The following is a 4,385-nucleotide window of genomic DNA, read 5'->3' as shown; positions in this document are numbered from 1 at the left end:
GTGCGGCTTTTCAGGACCGCTGTAACCCCATACGCGGTGGTTTACTGCCACGGAACCAAGATAAAACGAACCCCACAACCCGAAGGTTTCTCCCAACTACACTAAAAGCATCGGAATCCAAGGAACCCAGCCGATGCACAAACCCCGCTTGCAGCTCCAGGCTTCCTTTGATATCGCCTACCTCCAGTATCTGGACAAACAGGGGCAGACAACCCAGACCCTGCCGGAATTCGCGACCCCCGACTGGCTCAGCTACTGCCTGCGCCAGATGCAGCTCGCGAGACTAGTGGATGACCGCGCGGTAAAACTGCAGCGCACCGGCCGCCTAGGCACCTACCCCTCCTCTCTCGGCCAGGAAGCCATCGGCGTCGCCACCGCCAATGCCATGATCGGCGAAGACATCTACTGTCCCTACTACCGGGAAACCGGCGCCTTTCTCGAGCGCGGCGTACTGATCGAGGAGATTCTTGCCAACTGGGGCGGCGACGAGCGCGGGCAGAACTTTCAACACCAACCCGGCGACCTGCCCGTGTGTATTCCTATCGCTACCCAGGCCCTGCACGCCGCCGGTGTTGCCTTTGCACTCAAATATCGCCACTCACAGGATGGCCGGCCACTGCAGGTAGCCGTCGCCAGTTCCGGTGAGGGCGCCACTTCCAAGGGGGATTTCTACGAGGCCATGAATCTCGCTGGCGCCTGGCAGCTGCCGGTGGTGTTCGTGGTAAACAACAACCAGTGGGCCATTTCCGTCCCGCGCCATGCCCAGACCGGTACCCAGACCATTGCCCAGAAAGGGATTGCCGCGGGCATCCCCGCCCTGCAGGTAGATGGCAACGATGTAATCGCCGTCGCCTGGGCTGTGCGGGACGCCATCGCGCGCGCGCGCCAGGGGGATGGTCCGGCGCTGATCGAGGCCATGACCTATCGCCTGTGCGATCACACCACTGCCGACGACGCCAGTCGCTATCGCAGTGCGCGGGAACTGGAGGACGCCTGGCAGTGGGAGCCGATCAAGCGACTGGATAGCTATCTGCGCGCTCAGGGCCTGTGGAGCGATGCCAAACAGCAGGATCTGGATCGGGAGCTGGCGCAGATCATGGAGGCCGCGCTGGATCGCTGGGAGTCCCGCGACCCGGAACCGGCCACAGCCATCTTCGATCACCTGTACGCCCAGCTGCCGGCTGCGTTCTACGAACAGTACGACCAGCTGCGCGATGAGCAGGCGCAAACAGGGAACCGGGGGGAGTAGATGGGGGAAGAAACCAAGGCAATTACCCTGGTGGAGGCCGTGACCCAGGCACTGGCCCACGAACTGGAGCGGGACGGCGATGTTGTGGTGTTTGGCCAGGATATTGGTGCCAACGGCGGCGTATTTCGGGCAACGGACGGGTTACAGCAACGATTCGGTAGCGAGCGGGTGCTGGATACCCCGCTTGCGGAAACCATGATTGCGGGTATCGCCGTTGGTATGGCCACCCAGGGACTTCGGCCGGTGGCCGAATTCCAGTTTATGGGATTTATCTACCCCGGCCTTGACCATATCCTCAATCACGCCGCGCGCATGCGCAATCGCACCCGCGGTCGCCTGTCCTGTCCCATTGTCTATCGCGCGCCCTACGGTGGCGGCATCCACGCGCCGGAACACCATTCAGAGAGTACCGAGGCGCTGTTTGCACATGTCCCCGGTCTGCGCGTCGTGGTCCCCTCCTCCCCGGCGCGGGCCTACGGATTGTTGCTGGCCGCGATACGGGATCCCGATCCGGTACTGTTTCTGGAGCCCAAGCGAATCTACCGCGCTGCCAAACAGCCGGTACCGGACAACGGCGAAGCGTTACCGCTGGACAGCGCCTTTGTACTGCGGGAAGGCAGTGACCTGACCATGGTCGCATGGGGCGCCAGCGTAAAGGAGACCCTGGCTGCCGCCGAGCAACTATCCACAGAGGGGATCCAGGCGGAGGTCATCGATCCCGCAACGCTCAAACCACTGGATATCCACAGCATTATCGATTCCCTGGAAAAGACCCGTCGCTGTGTGGTGGTGCACGAGGCCGCAAGATTTGGCGGGCTGGGGGCGGAGATCGCCGCGCAGATACAGGAGTATGCCTTCGACCTGCTGGAGGCACCGGTGCAGCGGGTAACCGGCTACGACACGGTGATGCCCTATTACCAATTGGAGAACGCCTACCTGCCAGGTGTAGAGCGGATACTGGCCAGCGCTCGTATCGCATTGGAGTATGCGCGGGAGGGCGACCGATGAAGATCTTCCGATTGCCCGATCTGGGCGAAGGCCTGCCGGATGCGGTAATCCGCGAATGGCATGTGGATGAGGGCGACAGCGTCAAAGCTGACCAGGTCCTGGTCACAGTGGAAACCGCCAAAGCGCTGGTGGAAGTCCCGTCACCATTTGCCGGAAGCGTGCAAACCCTGTTCGCCGCCGAGGGCGAAACACTGGAAACCGGACAGCCGCTGATCGGCTTTGCGGACGCTGAATCGGATGCCGACGAGGCGCCGGCAGGCCAGCCGCCCACTGCAGAATCGGCCATAGACAGCGGCACCGTTGTCGGCAAGATTGAGCAGGGCAGCGAAGCGCTCGCCGTCGAGCAGCGCCCCGTTACCAACCGACCTCGCTGCGCCACTCCCGCGGTGCGCGCGCTGGCGCGTCGCCTCGGTGTCGACCTCGATAGCCTGCACCCTTCCGGTGCCCGCTTCAGCGAAGCGGAAGTACGTGCCGCCGCCCGCGGCGAAACATTGCCAAGATGGAGTGAAAAATCGGATAAAAGCAGCCAAAAACCGAAAACGAACGTCGAAATTACCGAGGTATCGCGGACCTCAGCGGAAGCGGCTCCAGCCCGTCGCGCCATGACGATGGCGATGAACCGCGCCCGCGACCAGGTGTGCCCCATGACCCTGTTCGACGAGGTGGATATCTCCGATTGGCCCAAAGGCACCAGCCCTACCCTGCAGCTGCTCAAAGCCATCGCTCACGCCGCCGCGGAAGAGCCGAATCTGAATGCCCATTTTGAAAACGAAACGCTCGAACCGAAAACCCCGGTCAACGTGGGCCTGGCGGTAGACGCACCCAAAGGCCTGTTCGTCCCGGTGCTCCAAGACATCGGTGCCCAGTCCGACGAAGCGATACTGGAGAGTATTGCCCGCTTCAAACAGCAGGCCGAGGCAGGCGCCATCCCGCAGAAAGAACTCCAGGGCGCCACCATCCACCTCTCAAACTTCGGCAGCCTTGCCGGTCGTTTTGCCACCCCGATCGTCGTGCCACCCCTCGTATGCATCGTCGGCGGCGGACGCGGGCACAAGGCGGTGCTGCCCCACAAAGGCAAGGCGCGGGTGCGCAAGTTGCTGCCCCTCTCCATTACCGCCGACCACCGAGCCGTTACCGGTGGCGAACTGGCGAGATTCCTGAAGGCACTGAAGAAATACCTGGAAACCGCCTCGTAGTGAGATGCGTTTCTCCAAATTCGGGTTGTGATATTAAATTTCGGTTTGCTATGCTTAACTTACGAATCGAAACTTAAGAAGCCATGTCGAAACGCAACACCCAACAGCGACGCCATCAGATACTGCAGCAGATCAACGAAGCCGGCGAAGCCAGTGTCGAAGCACTGGCACGCCAGTTCGAAACCTCAGAAGTTACGATCCGAAAGGACCTGGCAGCCATGGAAGACAGTGGCCTGCTGCTGCGCCGTCACGGCGGTGCCATCCCCCTGCCCCGGGAACTGGTTGCCGAGGACCCGCTTTCTTTCACCAAGCGCGCCATCGGCCGCGCCGCCGCCGAACTGATCCGCGACCACAACCGCATCGTCATCGACTATGGCCGCACCACCACCGGACTGATCACCGAGCTCGACAAAAAACGCGGCCTAGTGGTCATGACCAACTCACTGCACGTCGCCAACCAGCTGCGGGAACTGGAAAACGAACCCACCCTGCTGATGACCGGCGGCACCTGGGACCCCCACTTCGAAGCCTTCCAGGGACAGGTGGCGGAACAGGTCCTGCGCGGCTACGACTTCGACCAGGCGTTTATCGGTGCCGATGGCATCGACCTCGAGCGCGGCACCTGCACATTCAACGAGCAGATCGGTCTGTCGCGAGTGATGGCAGATGTGGCCCGCGAAGTCATCGTGATGGCGGAATCGAGCAAAGTCGGAAGAAGAATCCCCAACCTGGAACTGAGCTGGGAGATGTTTGGCACCCTGGTGACCGACAGCGGAATTGACGACAAGGTTTGCGCGCAGCTGGAAAGCAGAGGGTTGCGCGTCATCTGCGCGGAAGTGAATTAAACAACGAAATAGAGTGCAACAAACACTCTGAACTTTGACGAGACGGTGTCGATACCGGGTAAACCTTTGTGAGACCGTCTGCGGCCA

The 4,385-nt window shown here is 61.6% G+C and carries 4 protein-coding genes; all 4 read left to right on the top strand.

Translation table 11 applies throughout. The features are described 5' to 3' along the window. Positions 1-133: 133 nt before the first annotated feature. Positions 134-1,249, top strand: coding sequence for a pyruvate dehydrogenase (acetyl-transferring) E1 component subunit alpha (gene pdhA / locus B4U49_RS01165; RefSeq protein ID WP_078082761.1), 1,116 nt, complete (start codon positions 134-136; stop codon positions 1,247-1,249). Next, positions 1,250-2,257 (top strand): alpha-ketoacid dehydrogenase subunit beta, encoded by a 1,008-nt coding sequence (locus B4U49_RS01160; protein WP_078082760.1) that lies wholly within the window; start codon positions 1,250-1,252, stop codon positions 2,255-2,257. Further along, a complete protein-coding gene (locus tag B4U49_RS01155; protein ID WP_078082759.1) occupies positions 2,254-3,453 on the top strand; it encodes a dihydrolipoamide acetyltransferase family protein in 1,200 nt (399 codons plus the stop codon). Before B4U49_RS01160 ends, B4U49_RS01155 begins: the two co-directional genes overlap by 4 nt. An 83-nt stretch (positions 3,454-3,536) precedes the next feature. After that, the gene (locus B4U49_RS01150) at positions 3,537-4,298 is read left to right on the top strand and encodes a DeoR/GlpR family DNA-binding transcription regulator (protein ID WP_078082758.1); all 762 of its coding nucleotides are present in this window, start codon (positions 3,537-3,539) and stop codon (positions 4,296-4,298) included. Positions 4,299-4,385: the final 87 nt, after the last annotated feature.

The sequence above is a fragment of the Microbulbifer mangrovi genome, from assembly GCF_002009015.1.
In the GTDB taxonomy this organism is placed as follows: domain Bacteria; phylum Pseudomonadota; class Gammaproteobacteria; order Pseudomonadales; family Cellvibrionaceae; genus Microbulbifer; species Microbulbifer mangrovi.
The sequence above is the reverse complement of the archived record's forward strand: the minus strand, read 5'-3'. Positions and strand labels throughout refer to the sequence as shown.